This is a genomic window from Aurantimonas sp. 22II-16-19i, assembly GCF_002088275.1.
Classification (GTDB): domain Bacteria; phylum Pseudomonadota; class Alphaproteobacteria; order Rhizobiales; family Rhizobiaceae; genus Jiella.
In genome coordinates, this window is the sequence record NZ_AQQS01000007.1 from 20899 (window position 1) to 38024 (window position 17126).

16 protein-coding genes are annotated in these 17126 nt (G+C 65.5%); 3 read left to right on the forward strand and 13 right to left on the reverse strand.

Going from position 1 to position 17126, the window contains the following annotated elements; translation table 11 throughout:
- The first annotated feature begins 159 nt into the window (after positions 1-159).
- Positions 160-1149 (forward strand): MBL fold metallo-hydrolase, encoded by a 990-nt coding sequence (locus tag ATO4_RS07880; protein WP_083590893.1) that lies wholly within the window; start codon positions 160-162, stop codon positions 1147-1149.
- 323 nt (positions 1150-1472) lie between these two features.
- On the opposite strand, the gene ATO4_RS07885 is transcribed toward ATO4_RS07880, so the two are convergent.
- The 8 genes from ATO4_RS07885 to ATO4_RS07920 form a co-directional block, all read right to left on the reverse strand.
- On the reverse strand, positions 1473-2222 hold the full coding sequence (locus tag ATO4_RS07885; protein WP_083590894.1) for a glucose 1-dehydrogenase: 750 nt from the start codon (positions 2220-2222) through the stop codon (positions 1473-1475).
- Between the two features lie 82 nt (positions 2223-2304).
- Positions 2305-3042 carry a response regulator gene (locus ATO4_RS07890; protein ID WP_280940484.1) on the reverse strand — a complete coding sequence of 246 codons (738 nt, stop codon included), beginning with the start codon at positions 3040-3042 and terminating at the stop codon, positions 2305-2307.
- Positions 3039-3425, reverse strand: coding sequence for a response regulator (locus tag ATO4_RS07895; RefSeq protein ID WP_083590896.1), 387 nt, complete (start codon positions 3423-3425; stop codon positions 3039-3041). The genes ATO4_RS07890 and ATO4_RS07895 overlap by 4 nt, the downstream gene beginning before the upstream one ends.
- Positions 3422-4069: a response regulator gene (locus ATO4_RS07900; protein WP_139802326.1), complete on the reverse strand. Its 648-nt coding sequence runs from the start codon at positions 4067-4069 to the stop codon at positions 3422-3424. Before ATO4_RS07900 ends, ATO4_RS07895 begins: the two co-directional genes overlap by 4 nt.
- Positions 4063-6474 (reverse strand): PAS domain-containing protein, encoded by a 2412-nt coding sequence (locus ATO4_RS07905; RefSeq protein WP_083590898.1) that lies wholly within the window; start codon positions 6472-6474, stop codon positions 4063-4065. Before ATO4_RS07905 ends, ATO4_RS07900 begins: the two co-directional genes overlap by 7 nt.
- Positions 6475-6594: 120 nt before the next feature.
- Positions 6595-7236, reverse strand: a complete 642-nt coding sequence (locus ATO4_RS07910; RefSeq protein WP_139802314.1) for an HD domain-containing protein — start codon at positions 7234-7236, stop codon at positions 6595-6597.
- A gap of 45 nt (positions 7237-7281) precedes the next feature.
- Entirely contained in the window at positions 7282-7704 is a 423-nt protein-coding gene (locus ATO4_RS07915; protein WP_083590900.1) for a cupin domain-containing protein, read from the reverse strand.
- A gap of 27 nt (positions 7705-7731) precedes the next feature.
- The gene (locus tag ATO4_RS07920) at positions 7732-8478 is read right to left on the reverse strand and encodes an SDR family oxidoreductase (RefSeq protein WP_083590901.1); all 747 of its coding nucleotides are present in this window, start codon (positions 8476-8478) and stop codon (positions 7732-7734) included.
- 388 nt (positions 8479-8866) lie between these two features.
- On the opposite strand from ATO4_RS07920, the gene ATO4_RS07925 reads away from it, so the two are divergent.
- Both ATO4_RS07925 and ATO4_RS07930 read left to right on the forward strand, forming a co-directional pair.
- On the forward strand, positions 8867-9688 hold the full coding sequence (locus ATO4_RS07925) for an alpha/beta hydrolase (RefSeq protein ID WP_245308629.1): 822 nt from the start codon (positions 8867-8869) through the stop codon (positions 9686-9688).
- 81 nt (positions 9689-9769) lie between these two features.
- Positions 9770-10753 (forward strand): aldehyde reductase, encoded by a 984-nt coding sequence (locus ATO4_RS07930; RefSeq protein WP_083590903.1) that lies wholly within the window; start codon positions 9770-9772, stop codon positions 10751-10753.
- Positions 10754-11071: 318 nt separating this feature from the next.
- On the opposite strand, the gene ATO4_RS07935 is transcribed toward ATO4_RS07930, so the two are convergent.
- The 5 genes from ATO4_RS07935 to ATO4_RS07955 form a co-directional block, all read right to left on the reverse strand.
- Positions 11072-11782: an IS630 family transposase gene (locus tag ATO4_RS07935; protein ID WP_083590904.1), complete on the reverse strand. Its 711-nt coding sequence runs from the start codon at positions 11780-11782 to the stop codon at positions 11072-11074.
- Between the two features lie 716 nt (positions 11783-12498).
- Positions 12499-12942, reverse strand: a complete 444-nt coding sequence (locus tag ATO4_RS07940; protein ID WP_210191039.1) for a DUF411 domain-containing protein — start codon at positions 12940-12942, stop codon at positions 12499-12501.
- Between the two features lie 105 nt (positions 12943-13047).
- Entirely contained in the window at positions 13048-13518 is a 471-nt protein-coding gene (locus ATO4_RS07945; RefSeq protein ID WP_083590905.1) for a DUF305 domain-containing protein, read from the reverse strand.
- A gap of 72 nt (positions 13519-13590) precedes the next feature.
- Positions 13591-13956 (reverse strand): hypothetical protein, encoded by a 366-nt coding sequence (locus ATO4_RS07950; protein ID WP_083590906.1) that lies wholly within the window; start codon positions 13954-13956, stop codon positions 13591-13593.
- Positions 13957-13974: 18 nt separating this feature from the next.
- Positions 13975-17124, reverse strand: coding sequence for an efflux RND transporter permease subunit (locus ATO4_RS07955; protein WP_083590907.1), 3150 nt, complete (start codon positions 17122-17124; stop codon positions 13975-13977).
- Positions 17125-17126 lie beyond the last annotated feature (2 nt).

Here is a 17126-nt window from a genome sequence, read left to right on the forward strand (position 1 = left end):
GCTAATCAAGTTGGTAAATTTTACCCTACTTATCAGCACAGTCCCCTGGTGTCATGGTCGATGGGCAATTCTACCGCGCTCCGATCGCCTCCCACCGGTCGACTGACAGTCTCGCGGGCTGGATGCTGCGAGCGAGCGACCAATCGGAAGGAAATATCGATGAAGACGCTCACCCTGAACAGACGCGCCGTCATGCTCACCGCCGTCGCCGGGGCATCTTCCGTGCTCGTCCCCGGCGGTGGCGGCCGCGCATATGCGCAGACAGCGCCGAGGCCCGCGAACGGCAACGCCGGGCACTATCGCTTCCAAGTCGGCGAGATTGCTGCGACGGTCTTGAGCGACGGCGTCATCGGCGGCCCGCCCTCCATCTATGCAAGCGACGCCCCCGAGGCGACGCTTCGGGAGGTCCTCAGGCGAGCCTTCCTGCCGACCGATCACCTGACGCTCAACCTGAACACGCTTCTGATCGAGACCGGTGGACGGCGAATCCTCATCGAAGCCGGCGCGGGCGCGATGATGGGACCGAATGGCGGCCGGATCTTCGACAATCTGGCGGCGATCGGCCTCACCCCCGCGGACATCGACACGATCGTCATTTCGCACACTCATCCCGACCATGTCGGCAACCTTCGAACCGCGGATGGCGGTAAGGCGTTCCCGAGGGCGACCGTCTTCCTGCCGAAGGCGGACTGGGATTTCTTCGTCCGCAACGATCCCGATCTGTCCTACATGCCCGTTCCGGAAGATTTTCGCCGGCGCTTCGGCGCGGCCATCAAGACCAGCCTCGAACCGGTCACGCAGGATGTCGAACTCTACGAGGCCGGCGCCGAGATCGCGCCGGGCCTTACGACCCTAGCCGCCTCCGGTCACACGCCGGGCATGGCGACCTTCCTCGTCCACTCGGGCGACGACCAACTCCTCCTGACAGCGGATCTCGCCTACCACCCGGTCGTCAATGTCGACAATTCCTGGCTTCCCGGCCCCGACCGCGACAAGGAGACCGCCCTTGCCTCCCGCCGTCGCATCTTCGACAGAGCGGCTGCCGACCGGATTCCGGTGCTCGGCTTCCACTTCCCGTTTCCGGGCCTCGGCCGGATGCTGAAGACCGATGACGCCTATGCCTGGGTGCCCGCCAACTGGCAGTTTTGAGATCCACCGCGATCGAACGGGTAACGCTTGTGGGTCAGTCGATCATCCATCGCGTGTGGACGTGTCCCGTCTGGCAAGTCTGAGAAGAAGCACTTTGGACGAGGCGGGCCAACGCGAAAATCACTGCCGCCTCGATCCGGCCAGCAGACTGGCTGGTCTTAGGCTGGTCTCCGGATCGGCGCTGACTTCATCGTCTGGTCACTGCGTTGGCCGGCGATCCGATCGTTACCATCTGGCTCGCCCTGTCGAGCCATGACGCCGTTGGAAAGCCAGCGTCGACACGTATCCCGCCAAGGGCAAGCCGGCTGATGAGCCAGTCCGCCTCAGGTCAAGGCCATGCCGCCGTCGACGCGCAAGTTGACGCCGGTGAGATATCTGCCGGCATCGGAGGCGAGAAAGAGGGCCGCCTTGGCGACGTCCACCGGATCGCCGATCCTGCCGAGAGGGATTTGCCCAACGAGCGATGCGACGAAGGCCCGGCCCTCCTCCGGTTCGAGACCCAGCTTCGCGATGATGCCGGTGTCTGTCGGACCGGGGCTGAGGACGTTGACGCGGATGCGACGCGCTTTCAGTTCCAGTGCCCAGACGCGCGAGAATGCGACCAGCGCCGCCTTCGATCCGGCATAGGCGGCATGGCCGAGAAGCGTCTTGTCGCTGGCGATCGACCCGACGAGAATGATGGAGCCACCGTCGCACATGACCGGCAGGAGGCTCTGGACCCCGAAGAAGACGCCTCGGGCGTTGGTGTCGAACTGCGCGTCGAACGCCTCTTCCGAGACCTCGGAAAACGGCGCAATGGCGATCCGCCCGGCATTGGCGACATAGATGTCGAGTTGCCCGAAGCGGCTTGCGACCGTTGCCGCGACCTCTTCGCGATGCGCCGCCTCGGCGATGTCGCCGGCGACGGCAAGGGCATTCTTTCCGATGCTCGCGGCGGCTGCCGCGATCACCTCGGCGCGCCGCCCGGTGACGACGACCTGCGCGCCTTCCTGTGCGAAAAGCCGCGCCGTGGCGAGGCCGATGCCGCTTCCGCCGCCCGTGATAACGGCGACTTTTCCCTCGAGAACACCCATCTTGTCCGCCCCTGCCCTTATGGTCAAAACCGACCGTAGCAAGGACGCAGGGCGGAAACCCTCGTTCATTCGGCAGCATGTCTCATACGAAGGGGTGATGCAATTCGTCTCGGCGGAGCGGCGACGCCGTGCCCTCCTCTGACGAAAGTTGCTCCTCCATGCGAACCAGATCAGGCAGCGACCGGGCACCCATCTTGCGCATCGCCTTGCCGCGATGGATCTTCACGGTGACTTCGGAAATTTTCAGACGACCGGCGACCTGCTTGTTGAGAAGCCCGGCCGCAACGAGGGCCATCACCTGTCGTTCGCGGTCGGACAGGCTGGCATGGCGCCGGCGAAGGTCGGCCGCTGCGGCGTCTTCCGCGCGGCGCTTGCGGTCGAGGCGAATGCCGGTCGCGACGGCGGAGAGCATCTCTTCTTCGCGGAACGGTTTGGGGAGGAAATCGACGGCGCCCTGCTTCATTCCCCGTACGGTCATCGGGATGTCGCCGTGGGCGGTCGTCAGGACGACGGGAATCCGTTCGCCGGCTTCGAGAAGCCGCTGCTGGAAATCGAGGCCACTCTGGGTGCGCAGCCGAATGTCGAGCACGAGACAACTCGGCACCTCGGGCCGCTTCCCGGCCAAGAAATCCTGCGGCGAGGCGAACACCGCCACCTCATATCCGGTCGAAAGGAACAGATCCCCCAGAGCGTCGCGCAACCGCATATCGTCATCGACGACGTAGATCCGGGGCGGGACGTCATGAATCTTTCGAGAGCGCTTGCCTGTCGCGCTGCCATTCGCTTCGAGTGTTCGAGACTGTTGCGCTGTCGACATCATCCATTACCCCTTTCAGCGTTGTTCAGCGCTTTGTCGATGGCAGTCAGAAGTGCCTGCCCGTCGAACGGCTTGCGGAAGATTCGATGACCCATGCCATCCCCGACTACGCGTCCTTCGGCGAGTTCGTGGCGACCGGTGATCAAGAAGACCGGCACCTCGGGGCGGCGCTCGCCGACCAGGCGCTCGAGCGCAAATCCGTCCAGGCGCGGCATGCCGATATCGGTGATCAGGCAGTCCATCCGCGCGACCCCGTCACTGCGGACCAGGTGCCGGCCCGACGGATAGGTCAATACCTCGTAGCCGACCGACTCCAGCAATTCGCGGAGGGATTCCAGGAGCCGCATGTCGTCGTCGACGATCGCGACAGTCTTCGGATGGTTCATTCGGCAGGCCTTCTCGTGCGCCGTGTGTGGGTCACGGGAATGCGCAGGCTAGCAGCCATGCGAACCAGATCCGCGAGCGAAGCCGCCTGCATCTTCTGCATGATCCTGCGGCGGTGAATCTGAAGCGTGACGTCGCTGATGCCGAGTTCGGACGCCGCCTGCTTGTTGAGGAGCCCGCCGACGACAAGCGGCAGAACGTCCCGCTCGCGCGGCGTCAGGGTCTGAAATCTGGCCCTCAGGCCCTCGGTCTCCGCCTGTGCCGACCGGCCGAGCCTGTCCAGCTTCAAGCCGGCCCTGACGGCCGCAAGCAGCGCATCCTCCCCGACCGGCTTCGTGAGGAAGTCGATCGCCCCGGCCTTGATGGCCTGGACCGAGGACGGGATGTCACCATGCCCGGTGAGAAAGACGATCGGCGGATGAGAGGCGCCGGCGATCCGCTGCTGGAAATCGAGACCGTTGATGTCGGGCAACTCGACGTCGAGAATGAGGCATGCAGGCCCTTCGGGCCGCTCGAACCTCGTATAATCGGCCGCCGACGCGAAGCCGACACTGGGTAGACCCCAGGCCGTCAAGAGTTCTTCGAGCGCTTCGCGCACCCGTGCGTCATCGTCGACGACATAGACGATCTCTTCCCCACTCATGATACAGCTGCCGCCTGAAGCGGCAGGGCAAAGCGCACGATGGTGCCGCGCGGCTCGCCGCAGATGGCCCAGAGCCGGCCGCGGTGGGCTTCCACGATGGAGCGGCAGATCGAAAGGCCCATGCCCATCCCGCCCTGCTTGGTAGTGAAGAACGCATCGAAGATCCGGTCGGGGTCCTCGATGCCGGGCCCTTCGTCGCGGACTTCGACGACAAGTTCGCCATTTTCGAGCCGCGAGCGGATCGCGACCGTTCTTCCGGTTACTCGCCCGGACTCCATCGCCTCGATGCCGTTGCGGATGAGGTTGATCAGGACCTGTTGGACCTGGACGCGATCGACGTCGACGGACGGAATGCCGGGATCGAGGTCGGTGACGATGGCGATGCCGGCGGCGCGGGCATCGTCGGCCATCAGCGTGCAGGCCTCGCCGAGAACCTGGTTGATGTCCAGTGTGGTGCGTGTCTGCGTCGATTGCTTGAACAGGGCGCGGACGCGGCCGACGACATCGGCTGCGGCATGGGCATCCCGGATGACCCGTTCCGTAGTGATCCGCGCCCGTTCGATGTTGGGCGCATCGGCGCCAAGCCAGCGCTGGCACGCATGGGCATTGGCGACGATGGCGGCCAGCGGCTGGTTGACCTCGTGGGCAATCGAGGCGGAGAGCTCCGCCAGACTGGCCGCCTGCATCGCCCCGGCCAGACGATCCTGCAGGCGCCGCAGGGCCAGCTGGGAGCTCACTTCGCTGTCGACGTCGATCAGGATGCCGTAGCGACCGGCAAGATTGCCCGCCCCGTCCCGGCGCGAGGCCGAGCGGCCCTCGAACCAGCGATACGAACCGTCAGCCTGGCGGACGCGAAACCGGTGCGTGACGGGAATGCCCGCTCGGAAATCCCGCTCGTGCACGACGCGCAGCGCGGGATAGTCGTCAGGATGGACGAGCACCTTGATGGCGCTCGCCAGATCGTTCTGGGCTTGCTCGTCGGGACGATAGTTCGTCACGTCGAAGAGCGTCTTGTTGAAGAATGCCGGGCCGTCATAGTCCCGCACCGACCAGATCATCGCCGGCAGGGTGTCGATGATCTCGCGATAGGCGCCCTCGCTCTGCCTGAGGGCATCCTCGGCCTGCTTGACCTCGTCCACGTCGAGGCAGAGGCCGTACCACTGGATGATGGTCCCGTCCTCGTCGCGCAGCGGCTCGGCGCGGTTGTCGGACCAGCGATAGACCCCGTCTGCCCGCCTGACGCGGAAGCGCATGGCAAAGGAGGCACCGGTCTGAAGGCTTGCGAGAAGACTGGCCTCCGCAACGGCGAGATCGTCCGGATGGATGACCGCCCGGTTCGTCTGCGCCAGGCGACCCGGCGCCGGGAGCGCCTCCGGCGCGATGCCGATATACTCCTGCAGTCGCTTGTTGAAATACAGTGTCTCACCGTCCGGCGACATGCACCAGATCTGCACCGGCACGGTGTCGACGATCTGCTGCAGGTCGCGCTCGCGCTGCCGCAGCGTTTCGTCGGCGCGTTTGCGGTCGTCGATGTCGATGCAGATCCCGTATCGCTGGAGGACGGCGCCGTCCTCGCCCTTGAGCGGCTCCGAGCGCCCCTCGATCCAACGGTAGGCGCCATCGGAACGACGCTGCCGATACTCCATGACGAAGGACGTTCCGGCTTCTGCCGACCGTCTGACCTCCCGCTCGACCGCGGCAGCATCGTCGGGATGGACGACCGTCGCGACGATCTGCGCCAGGCGGGATCGATGGGCTGGATCGAAGTCTTCCACGGTGAGGCCGAGATAGGATCGCAACCGCTCGTTCATATAGGTCGGCTCGCCGTCCGGGTCGGCACACCAGATATGGACCGGAACCGTGTCGATCAGCCGCTGCAGGGCCTGTTCGCGCTGCTGCAGCGCCAGTTCGGTCTTCTTCAGATCGTCGATGTCGAGCGAGGTTCCGTACCAGGCGACGATCCTGCCCTTCGCGTCGCGCGCCGGATTGGCCGCCGCCCGGATCCAGCGATAGACGCCATCGGCGCGGCGGACCCTGTGCTCGTTGGAAAAATGCGTCCCCTCCGCCCGGCAGCGGCGCCACGCCTCGGAGGTGCGCTCGAAATCGTCCGGATGCAGAACCGTCTTCTGCAAGTTTCGAAAGGCCGCGTCGAAATCCGGCGTGGCGTTCTTGTCGAGCAGGAAAAACGCCTCGCCGAGGCCATAGAAGCCGGCGAGTACGGGATTGATATAGGTGAAGTTGCCGTCGGGATCCGCCGCCCAACCCTGCGCGGGCATGCCCTCGACGATCCGCCGGGCGACGCGATCGATGGTCCGCTCCCGCCTGTCCCGCCGGCGCTCCCACGAGACACCGCCGACAAATCCGGCGACGGCCGCCAAAATAGCAAAGACCAGGCATGACCAGAACATCCGCGCGAACCTTCGACAGGTCGAATTGGAACGCGCCGATCATAGCCGAGGAGACGGCCGATGCCTGTCATGGTTTTCCATGACGGACAGGCCCGGGCCCATCGCGGCAGCGAGGTGCCGTCACTCCTCGAAGGGAGTGCCGTCGACCAGATCGACCACCGACGGCGCAGCATAGCCGGGAACATGACGCTCGCCGTAGTCGCGGACGAAATTGTCGTAGGTCGTCCCGGGATAGTGCGCGGCAATATGGCAGAAGCAGTGGCTCATCCGGCGCTTCATCGCCAGACGGGGGAAGACCGAGACGATCCCCGCGACCGTCTCGCGCGGCAGCCGGTCATAGTCGAACCCGATGACGTCGAGGCCGATCCCGGCCGTGCAGAGGGCGACCTCGGCTTCCTTGTGGAGCCCGATGGAGGGGGTGGAGTTCAGCGCGACGGCGTCCCAGACGAGTTGCGCCCGGCGCTCCTCGAACCCGGCGCTTCTCGCAAAGTCCCGGGCGATGTCGGCCGCTTCCACCTCGAACCGGCGGGGGCCGGCGAAGCTCTCATTGAGGGTGACGTCGTGAAGGAGCGTGGCTACCGCCAGGACTTCGGCGTCGTGCTGCCGTTCCCGAAGCTGCGCCAGCCTTGCCGCGAACAGCCAAGAGCGCATGACATGGTTGAAGAGGTAGGGCTCGCAATGGTGCCGGGCATGGTCGATCGCCCGATCGACGACCGCCGTCGCAGGCACCTCGACGCCCGCCATCAGACGCATCCGTGTCATGTTCTCAAGCTCCGCGTGCAGCTTCAGGAAAGGCATCGAGCCCAGTCATTCGTGGTCCGGCGTCGTCAGCTCGGTCTCGCCGGTATCGACCACGAAGATCGCGAGCAGCTTCGAGGGGTCCGTAGCGCTGGCATTGGCGCTGAGGCGATGATGATCGCCCGGCATCTCGACGAAGCTCTCGCCGGCCGAGAACACCCGCGCAGGGCCGTCATTGATCTGGCTCTTGACCGCACCTTCGAGCACCGTCGCATAGATGAACGCCGAATGCGCATGGGTGTGGGAGGGCGAGTGACCGCCGGGTCCGTATTCGACGAGGACGGCGCGAAGGCTCTTGCCGGGAACGTTCGGGATGGCCTGATCGAAGACGAGCGTCACGCTGGCGTCCTTGGCGCTGTCGTGCGCCGCGGCCTTCGACATGCTGAGACATGTCGCTGCTGCCGCAGCGATGACGAAGAGAAGTTTCGGCATGGCGGTTCTCCTGATGTTGCAAGGGGGTCAGAGGCGGCTCAGCCAGGCATCAAAGCGGGTGGATCCGAGGCGGGGCGATGCGCCGGGCGTCAGGGAACCGTCGTCGACCTTCGTCCCGAAATAGCCTGCGTCCCTGTCGGCTCTGACCGTCCGGCCGTCTCCGGCGGCGCGGATGCGCGGCTTGACGAAGCGGGCGAAGGGCGCCTTTTCCGGCCCGGCGATCTCGACGCGGCCGTTGAGTGGCGGATTTGTCGCGATCTCGGCCAGGATCTCCACAACGTCGTCCGCCGCGATCGGTTGGAAGAGCACGGCCGGGAGCACGATCTCCCCTGCGGCCGTAGCACCGGCATCGGCGATCGCGGTCAGGAACTCGAAGAACTGGGTCGAGCGAACGATCGTATGGGGCACCCCCGAGGCTTCGACGATCGCCTCCTGTGCCACCTTGGCGCGCATATAGCCGCTGTCTGGCAAACGGTCCGTGCCGACGATCGACAGCGTTACATGGTGGCGGATGCCGGCCTGGCTCTCGGCCGCCATGAGGTTGCGGCAGGAGGTGACGAAAAAGTCCATCACCGCATCGTCCGCAAAGGACGGCGAGTTCGAGACGTCGACCACGACCGCGGTTCCGGCCATGACCTCGGCGAGGCCTTCGCCGGTCAAGGCGTCGACCCCGGTCTTCGGCGCCGCCTGGACCACCTCGTGGCCGCTCGCCCGGAGCCTTGCCGCCAGTCTGGAACCAATCAGCCCGGTTCCGCCGATGATCACGATCTTCATTCTGCGCTCCAGCTTTCGTGGGAAAAACCTCGAGCGCATTGAAGCCTGCGGCCGCCCACTCGGCCATCACACGCTCGCACGGCGCACTCATCCGAAGGGATGATCCGGCGCCCCCTGCGGGCGATCGCGGCGAAAGGCGCCGCCCGCCATTCTCTCCTCGTCGGCGGACATCTCCCTCCGGGCATGAGGCCCGGCCGACGATCGACCGTCCGACCATCGAACCCGCGAGGAGCTCGCCATGGGGCAGCAGCCTTCACACGCATTCGCCGCACTCACGCGGCGTGACCTGATGCTGACCGGCCTTGCTGCCGGCGCGGCATGGGCGCTGCCGGCATCGGCGGCGACAGACGCCAATCCTTCAACCTCCGCAGCACAGGGACGCAAGACGATGGGTATGGTCAAAAGCTTCGACGGCACGCAGATCTTCTACCGCGACTGGGGCACCGGGCCGGTCGTCACCTTTTCGCACGGCTGGCCGCTCAACTCCGATGCCTGGGATCCGCAGATCCTGTTTCTCGTCCACCAGGGTTTCCGCTGCGTCGCGGTGGACCGCCGCGGCCACGGACGGTCCGAACAGGCCTTCGCACACAATGACATGGACGGTTACGCCGACGACCTTTCGGCGGTCATGGAGGCGCTGGACCTTCGGGAGGCGACGATGATCGGCCACTCGACCGGCGGCGGCGAGGTCGCCCGCTATATCGGCCGGCACGGCACCGCTCGCGTCAGGAAGGCCGTGCTCGTGGCGGCGGTACCGCCGATCATGCTGAAGTCGGACGCCAATCCGGAGGGGCTCCCAATCGAAGTCTTCGACGACATCCGTGCCGGTGTCGCCGGTGACTGCTCGCAATTCTACAAGGATCTGGCGATCGCCTTCTACGGCGCCAATCGCGAGGGCGCCAAGGTCTCGCAGGGCATCCTCGACCAGTTCTGGCTGTGGAGCATGCAGGCAGGCCGGCACAACGCCTATGAATCCGTAAAGGCCTTTTCGGAGACCGATTTTACGGAAGACCTGAAGAAGATCGACGTGCCGACGCTCGTCCTGCACGGCGAGGACGACCAGATCGTCCCGGTGAAGGACTCTGCCAGGAAGTCGGCGCAACTCGTGAAGGGCGCCGTCGAGATCTATTATCCCGGCGCGCCGCACGGTCTCACCGCGACCCATCAGGACCGGGTCAACAAGGACCTTCTCGACTTCATCCGAAGCTGAGCCTCTCAGCCCAGTGGGCGCAGCTTCGGCCGCGCCCACTGATCAAGCGGTTCGAACGACAAGATCATCCTCGGAGATTTCATGGCCTGCATTCTCGTCACGGGCGGCAGCGGCTTCGTCGGCAGCCACTGCATCGCGCAGCTCCTTGCCGCCGGGCACGGCGTGCGCGCCACCGTCCGCTCGCTCTCGCGGGAAGCCGAGATCGGCGCCATGCTGGCGCGGGCCGGCGTCGACGGCGCCGACCGGCTGAGCCTCTTTGCCGCCGACCTCGAAGACGACGCGGGATGGGACGTGGCGGTCGCCGGCTGCGAATACGTGCTGCACGTCGCCTCGCCATTCCCGGCCTCCGTGCCCGCCGACCCCCAGGAGTTGATCCGCCCCGCCAGGGACGGGGCGCTTCGCGTGCTGCGCGCCGGCGTTTCGGCCGGCGTTCGGCGCCTCGTCCTGACGTCTTCCTTCGCGGCCGTGGGATACGGCCACGTGGTCGAAGGCCGACCCTATGACGAGCGCGACTGGACCGACGTCACCGGGCCCGATGCGCATCCCTATATCCAGTCGAAAGCCATCGCCGAGCGGGCCGCCTGGGACTTCATGAAGGCGCATGGCGGCGATACGGAACTCGCCGTCGTCAACCCTGTCGGGATCTTCGGGCCGGCCTTGGGGCCGTCTCTGTCCACATCGGTCGACATGATCCGGCAGATGCTGGCGGGCGAGATCGCGGAGGCGCCGCGGTTGCATTTCGGCGCCGTCGACGTGCGGGACGTCGCCGACCTGCATCTGCGGGCCATGGTCCATCCGGCCGCAGCCGGCGAGCGCTTTCTGGCAACCGGCGGGGACACGTCCCTGATCGCCATTGCGGCGATGCTGCGCGAGGCCTTTCCCGCCTTTGCCGATCGGCTTCCGACCAGGGAGGGCTCCGGCGCAAGCTCGGAACCGCCTGTCCCGCGATCGGCGTCATCCGAAAAGGCGCAGCGTCTCTTCGGCTGGACGCCGCGCCCGGTGCGAGAGGCGATCGTCGCGAGTGCCGAAAGCCTGTTGGAACTTGGTCTGATCCCAGGACCCTGACTCCGCCATGGCGGCCAGGCGTGGCGCAAGACCGTCAGTTGGCTCGCCTACTGCAACAGCTCGACCGACACCTACGCCCAGACCGTCAGCACGGTCGGTCCCTGGTGGAACGACAGGATCTCCTCCATTCGCTGCGACGACAGTGCAAGCGTACGTTGCTCGACCGAGGTCTGGCGCGACGTCTGTGAATCGGCGGCGGCGACGCGATCTTCTGGGGCTCGCAAGGCATGGTCAATCTCGAAAAGTACGGCTGGAACGACATCGTCTCGTCCTACCTGGTCTTCTGCGACCCCTTGAAGTGATACGACTTCCGGATGACTAGTTCGGATTGGTCTTTCTGGGCCACCAGTGGAAACCGGCCCGTCCTCTGATGATGTCGGGCTGCTTGGCGAGGTGGCAGCATCGCTCGGCGATAATGGCGTCGAGTTCGGCGATGGAGGCAATATGCTTGTTGACCACAGGCTCGTCGACGAGCGCCCACAGGGTCTCTGCTGGCTGAAGCTCGGGGGTGTAGGGCGGCAGGAAGACCTGCCGCAGCCCGTCCGGGACCGTCAAGCCGGCCTCGCTGTGCCAGCCCGCATTGTCGATGACCAGCACGATGGTGCGTTCGCGTCCGGCCCCGGCTTCCCAGGCGAAGCTGGCCAGCAGCGCTTCGAACAAGGGCTTGGAGATGCCGTTCGACAGATACCAGAACACCTCGCCGGTGGCCGGCGACACAAAGGCCGTGACATAGAGCCAGGCGAAGCGATGATGGCCGAGCGCCGTCGGCCGCTCGTCGACCGGCGCCCAGACCCGCCGTGTGACCGGCCTCAGGCCGAGCCGGTGCTCGTCGCTGGCGAAGACCTCCACCGGCCGTTCGGGGTGGGTCTGGACCTCCTGTTCGACGATTTCGGCAAGCTTTTTTTGAACGCGGCCGCCACCTCGGGCGATGCCGACTTCGGGTTCTTCGGGCGCGGCGTCTGGATCGACCAGCCGCAGGCCTACAAGGCCTCCCAGCCACGCTGCACGGCAATCCTTTCCACCCCCAATTCAGGGGGCGGGGTCATACCGGCACCCCGAAACACGCCCGGAACGCTTCACTTCTCGCCATAACGACACCATGGGTGGAGATATCGAGATGTCGGAGCGTTGCCGAGGGACAGAAGCGTCTCTATGTTCCCATCAAAGTTCCCAGGCGCGGATCACTTTCGCTCTAACGTTCCATAAGTTCCTGATTTTGCTGAGCTGTCAGACTGGCGGGTTCGAATCCCTCTCTCACCGCCACAAAACGCCCGCCCCAAGCGCGGGTGCCAAACCTCTGACGAACATCGAATTTCGGGAACCAGACCAAAGGGGTCGGATCGGTTTCCATGGCTCGAGAAGACCGGCGACGATTCCATGGTCCGACCTCCGCGTGAGGTAGACTTTCCTCATGGCGAAGGCCGGGTACCGGTTAAGACGCACGAAAGCCTCATGGCATTCGCTTTGCATCGGTCTCTGGTCGAACGCGGTATTGTTCAGTTCATGAATGAACCGGCTTCCTGTTTGCGCCGTCGTTGACACAGGGTGAAACTAGTCGGCGCCGAAGATGGCACAGTGATGATGATTCCCCACTGAAGCGCACCCCACCCTCGCCTGTCGGACGCGGCGCCCGACGTCGGCGGCCGTAATCCGCAACGTTCAACCGGAAACCCCCACCCGCAGCCAGTCGCGCGGCCGGACCGGGAAGCAAGCAAGAGCCGCGTAGCGAGGGCTCCGGAGATCCATCACCGGGGATAGCGTGCGTAGACGGTGGACGAGCCGTCCCGCCCTACCAGGAGCACCTCGTAGGGCTCGTCGCTTTCCCCCATTCCGGGGCTGCCAGCAGGCATATCGGGAACGGTCAGGCCGATCGCGTCGGGCTTTTCGGCGAGGAGCCGTTTGATCTCGGCGGCCGGGACGTGACCCTCGACGACGTAGCCGCCCACAAACCCGGTATGGCATGAGGTCTGGCCCTGCCGAAGCCCGGCCTCCATCTTCTTCGCGTAAAGATCCGCCATCGCGAGGTTCTCGTTCTCGACCTCGAATCCGGCATCCTCGAGGTGCTTCATCCAGCCGATGCAGCACCCGCATCCCGACGTCGAGAACATCTCGACGTTCTCGGCCGCGAGCACCGACGTGGACAAAAGGGCGAGCGCGCCGGCGAGGAACGTCGTTCGCTTGGACATCATGGCTTGGTCCTCTCTTCTTTGGTTTTTTCAGGGTTTGAGCGGCCTGCGCCGCCGCTGACCGCTACTCGGCAGCGGTGGGAAAGCCGCTCCCGTCATGGAACGGGCCTACTTCGCAAGAGCCTCGACGCGAAGGGTCATCTCCTCGATCTCCTTCTTCTGCGTATCGATGATCATCTGCGCCATCTTACGCGACGCCTCGTCCTTGCCCATCTTCAGTTCGAGCTCGCTCATGGCGATGGCTCCATAGTGATGGGCGATCATCCCGCAGTTGAAGGCCAGGTCGGGGTCCTCGATCATGGCAGCCCTCATCATCGGGCCGTGCATCTTCATCATCGATGCGTGGCTGGCCATCTGAGCTTCGTCCATGCCCGACATCATATCGGACATGCCGTCCGTCATCGCCGACATGTCCATGGCTCCCACGGCGCCGTTGCAAGCCTCGGGAAGCTCCGCTTCCCCCGACATCCCCGCCACGCCGCCGGACATCGAGTGACCGGACATGGGCTGGCTATCCTGGGCATGAGCGAGGAACGGAAGGGCAGCGATCGTGGCGGCAATGATCAGTGTCTTGCGCATGGTAGTTCTCCTGGAATGGCCCTCGGGCCAGATGATTGCGGATCACGGGCATAACGCCGTTTCGGCGGCCGTTCAGTCGAACTTCGCCTGGGAGGTCTTCCCGTCGGACGCCGTGAGCTGCACGGCCCCCTTCACGGGCCCTTCGACTGCCGTCTCGAGCGGCCCCGACAGAAACGCGCCGGCCGGCGCGAGCGGCACGCGCGCCGGCTTGCCGCCGATCAGCAGGATCGCGGTGCCCTTGAAGTCGTCGCTGGGAAGGGGTGCGTCCGCGGCATCGCTGACATAGACCCTCACTTCGTTTCCCGCGGCGACGAGTTCGACGTGGTGGGCTCCCGCGTCCACGAGCGTCCCGCCGTTCGGACCCTTGCGCGGGTCGTGGGCGTTGGCTGCCGTCGAGGCGACGATGGCGGCGGCGAGGAGGAAGGTGCGAGCGATCATGATTGGTAACTCCGTTGGTCAGAACGTGTGGGCCGCAGCCGTGTCGGTCACGGCGTCCGGGGTTCCTTGGGCTGATTGAAGGCGAGCCGTCTCGACGAGCCGCTTCAGGGGCTTTTCCCCGAAGCGCAGGAAGAGGACGGGGGTGAGGAAGGTGTCGAGCAGCGTCGATGAGACGAGGCCGCCGAAGATCGTCACGGCGACGGGGTGAAGGATTTCCTTGCCCGGTGCCGAGGGGTCGATCATCAGCGGCACCAGCGCCACGCCTGCCGAGAGGGCGGTCATCAGTACGGGCGTCAGCCGCTCGAGGCTTCCCCGCATGACGAGCTCGCGCCCGAAGGGAATGCCCTCGTGGATCGAGAGGTTGATGTAGTGGCTGATCTTCAGGATGCCGTTGCGCGCCGCGATTCCCGTCAACGTGATGAAGCCGATCATCGAGGCGACCGACAGCGGCTGGCCTGAGAGCCAGAGCGCCGCGACCGAGCCGATCAGGGCAAGCGGGATGCTGCCAAGGATGATCAGCGTGAAGACGGCCGAGCGATAGCGGCTGTAGAGGATCGCGAAGATCATCGCGAGCGACACCAGCGACAGCAGCCCGATGGTGCGGCTCGCCTCTTCCTGCGCCTGGAAGGTGCCTTCGAGGCTCGTCGAGAAGCCGGGCGGAAGCTCTGCTGCGGCCAGCTCGGCCCGGACTTGCTCGATTACCCCGGCCATGTCGGCATCACCGGCGGCGTTCGCGAGAACGACGACGCGGCGCTGGCCGTTTTCCCGCAGGATCTGGTTCGGACCGTCGGTCTCCCGCACCTCGGCAAGTTCGCGCACCGGTATCCAACCTGCCGGCGTCTCGATCAGAAGGTCCCCGAGCGCCTCGGTCGTGCGTTCCGCATCGCCCAGGCGAATGACGACATCGTAGGTGCGGTTGCCGTCGACGAGGCGGGAGACGACACGACCATTGGAAAGCTGCTCCAACTCCTCGGTGATCTTCGCGGGCTGTATCCCGAACAGGGCGGCGCGCTCGTAGTCGATCCGGATCTCGAGCTGCGGAATGCGGACCTGCTTCTCGACCTGGAGGTCGACGATTCCCGGGACCGTCGCCATTCGGCCCCTCAGGCTCTCCGCGACGGTGCGCAACGTGTCGAGATCCTCGCCGAAGACCTTCAGCGCGATTTGCGCCCGCACGCCGGACAGCATGTGGTCGAGGCGGTGCGAGATGGGCTGGCCGATATTGATCGCCACGGGAAGGACGGAAAGACGCGAGCGGATGTCGGCCTCGATCTCGGTCTTGGTTCGCCCCGTCTCCAGGTCGACCTCGATCTCGGAGGAGTGGACGCCCTCGGCGTGCTCGTCGAGTTCCGCCCGACCGGTGCGCCTTCCGACGACGGACACCTCCGGCACCTCCATGATGATGCGTTCGGCGATCAGCCCGACGCGATGGGACTCCGCCAGGGAGATGCCGGGGTTGAAGGCCATGCTGATGGTCAGCGTCCCCTCGTTGAAGGGTGGCAGGAATGCCCGCGGCAAGGCCGTCGCCCCGACGGCGGCGACAACCACGCCCAGCGTGGCGCCCGCCATGAGGAGCCGCGGCCAGCGGAACGCGCGGTTCAGAAGGACGCGATTGCCACGTTTAATCCACCGCACGATGAAGCCTTCGCGCTCGTCCAGCCGCTTGAGGCTCGGCAGGAGGTAGTAGGCCATGACCGGAGTAAGGGTGATCGATACGACGAGGCTGGCGAGGATCGAGACGATGTAGGCCTGTCCCAGCGGCGCGAAGAGCCGTCCCTCGATCCCGGTCAAGGCGAACAACGGCACGAAGACCAGGACGATGATGACCGTCGCGTAGACGATGCCTGAGCGGACCTCCTGCGAGGCGGAGACGACGACGTCGAACACCGAGCGCGGGTTGCCGAGCTCGCGATTCTCCCGGAGGCGCCGGAAGATGTTCTCGACGTCCACCACCGCGTCGTCGACGAGTTCGCCGATGGCGATGGCGAGTCCGCCGAGCGTCATGGTGTTGATGGAGAGCCCCATCAGATGGAAGACGATGCCCGTCGCCAGGATGGAAACGGGGATCGCCGTCAGGGATATCACCGTCGTGCGAACGTTCAGGAGAAAGGCGAAGAGGACGATCGCCACCACCACGATGGCCTCGAGCAGCACCGTCTGGACATTCTTGATCGAGGTCTCGATGAAGTCCGCCTGCCGGAAGAGGACCTGATCGGCCCGGATGCCGTCCGGAAGCGAGGCGCTGACCTCGCCGAGCGCCGCTTCGAGTTGCCGGGTCAGAGCAAGCGTATCGACGTCGGGCTGCTTCTCGATCGATACGATGACGGCGGAGCGACCCATGTACCCGGCCTCTCCGCGCTTCTGACGGGCGCCGAAGGAGACGTCGGCGACCTCGTCGAGCAGGACGGGTCGCGTTCCGACTGTCGCCACCACGAGGCCCCGCAGATCGTCGAGGCTGAGGCTGCGACCGATGTTCCGGATCAGGAACTCGCGGGAATACTGGTCGGTGAAGCCGCCGCCGGTATTGGCCCCGAACGAGGCGAGCGCGCCTTCGACCTGTTCCATCGTGACGCCGAGCGCCCGGAGCGAGGCGGCGTGCGGGGCGACGCGGTACTGACGGACCTCGCCGCCGATCGGGATGACCTGCGCGACACCCGGCACGGCGAGGAGCCGGGGCCGCACGAGCGCATCCGCCGCCTCGCGCAACGCCATCGGCGACACATCGTCGGGCGCGGTCATGGCGACGAGCATCACCTGCCCCATGATCGAGGAGATCGGCCCCATCTGCGGCGAGACGCCCGGCGGAAGCTGGCTGCGCACCAGTGCCAGCTTCTCGGCGATCTGCTGGCGGTTCAGGTAGATGTCGGTGTCCCAGTCGAACTCGACATAGACGATCGAGAGGCCGACACCCGAGACGGAGCGCACCCGGCTGACGCCCGGAAGGCCGTTCATCTGCGTCTCGAGCGGATAGGTGACGAGCTGCTCGACTTCGGGCGGGGCGAGGCCCTCCGCTTCCGTCATGATGGTGACGGTGGGTCGGTTCAGGTCGGGAAAAACGTCCACGGGCAGGCGCATCGAGACGAAGGCGCCGTAGAGCACCAGCACAGCGGCGATGGCGAGGACAAGCATGCGGTTGCGCAGCGATTGCGTGACGAGAAAGGTGAACATCG

What these genes read in the sequence shown, in the direction of transcription:
- ATO4_RS07880 (WP_083590893.1), top strand. Translation starts at nt 160, where the DNA reads ATGAAGACGCTCACCCTGAACAGACGCGCCGTCATGCTCACCGCCGTC.
- ATO4_RS07885 (WP_083590894.1), bottom strand. Translation starts at nt 2,222, where the DNA reads ATGGGTGTTCTCGAGGGAAAAGTCGCCGTTATCACGGGCGGCGGAAGC.
- ATO4_RS07890 (WP_280940484.1), bottom strand. Translation starts at nt 3,042, where the DNA reads ATGATGTCGACAGCGCAACAGTCTCGAACACTCGAAGCGAATGGCAGC.
- ATO4_RS07895 (WP_083590896.1), bottom strand. Translation starts at nt 3,425, where the DNA reads ATGAACCATCCGAAGACTGTCGCGATCGTCGACGACGACATGCGGCTC.
- ATO4_RS07905 (WP_083590898.1), bottom strand. Translation starts at nt 6,474, where the DNA reads ATGTTCTGGTCATGCCTGGTCTTTGCTATTTTGGCGGCCGTCGCCGGA.
- ATO4_RS07910 (WP_139802314.1), bottom strand. Translation starts at nt 7,236, where the DNA reads ATGACACGGATGCGTCTGATGGCGGGCGTCGAGGTGCCTGCGACGGCG.
- ATO4_RS07915 (WP_083590900.1), bottom strand. Translation starts at nt 7,704, where the DNA reads ATGCCGAAACTTCTCTTCGTCATCGCTGCGGCAGCAGCGACATGTCTC.
- ATO4_RS07920 (WP_083590901.1), bottom strand. Translation starts at nt 8,478, where the DNA reads ATGAAGATCGTGATCATCGGCGGAACCGGGCTGATTGGTTCCAGACTG.
- ATO4_RS07925 (WP_245308629.1), top strand. Translation starts at nt 8,867, where the DNA reads ATGGGTATGGTCAAAAGCTTCGACGGCACGCAGATCTTCTACCGCGAC.
- ATO4_RS07930 (WP_083590903.1), top strand. Translation starts at nt 9,770, where the DNA reads ATGGCCTGCATTCTCGTCACGGGCGGCAGCGGCTTCGTCGGCAGCCAC.
- ATO4_RS07940 (WP_210191039.1), bottom strand. Translation starts at nt 12,942, where the DNA reads ATGATGTCCAAGCGAACGACGTTCCTCGCCGGCGCGCTCGCCCTTTTG.
- ATO4_RS07945 (WP_083590905.1), bottom strand. Translation starts at nt 13,518, where the DNA reads ATGCGCAAGACACTGATCATTGCCGCCACGATCGCTGCCCTTCCGTTC.
- ATO4_RS07950 (WP_083590906.1), bottom strand. Translation starts at nt 13,956, where the DNA reads ATGATCGCTCGCACCTTCCTCCTCGCCGCCGCCATCGTCGCCTCGACG.
- ATO4_RS07955 (WP_083590907.1), bottom strand. Translation starts at nt 17,124, where the DNA reads ATGTTCACCTTTCTCGTCACGCAATCGCTGCGCAACCGCATGCTTGTC.